The sequence below is a fragment of the Klebsiella sp. HMSC16C06 genome (genome assembly GCF_001808325.1).
Lineage (GTDB): Bacteria > Pseudomonadota > Gammaproteobacteria > Enterobacterales > Enterobacteriaceae > Klebsiella > Klebsiella variicola.
Map to the genome: position 1 here is coordinate 1 of NZ_KV792977.1, position 584 is coordinate 584.

A 584-nucleotide genomic window follows, 5' to 3' on the forward strand; every position below is an offset into this window, starting at 1 on the left:
CCAGCCCGCTCGGTTTACAGCACCTTGCTGAGGAACGCGGCGGTGCGTGGGTTGCTCGGCGCGCTGAAGATCTGCCCCGGCTTGCCCTCTTCCTGAATCACGCCCTGGTCGATGAAGATCACCCGGTCGGCCACTTCGCGGGCAAAACCCATTTCGTGGGTCACGATCACCATGGTCATCCCCTCGCTGGCGAGGTTTTTCATCACCTCCAGCACGTCGCCCACCAGCTCCGGATCCAGCGCCGACGTGGGCTCATCGAACAGCATAATCGACGGCTTCATCGCCAGCGCACGGGCGATGGCTACCCGCTGCTGCTGGCCGCCGGACAGGCTCGAGGGCCAGGCGTCGCGCTTATCGCTTAAGCCCACCTTCGCCAGCAAGGCGTCCGCCAGGTCGACCGCCTGCTGGCGCGGCATATTGCGCAGATTCATCGGCGCCATAATCAGGTTTTCCAGCACCGTCATATGCGGGAACAGGTTAAAGCGCTGGAACACCATGCCGACGCTTTCGCGCATCTTGTTGAGGTCGGTGGTCCGGTCGTGGGCGGCAAAGCCGTTAACCACCACCTCGCCTTCGCTGACCGT

At 63.4% G+C, this 584-nt stretch carries 1 protein-coding gene; it reads right to left on the reverse strand.

Annotated features, from left to right (window positions below; genetic code table 11):
- Positions 1-14: 14 nt before the first annotated feature.
- Positions 15-584: amino acid ABC transporter ATP-binding protein (locus HMPREF3142_RS01430; protein ID WP_070611415.1), on the reverse strand; the 570-nt coding region annotated here is incomplete at its 5' end.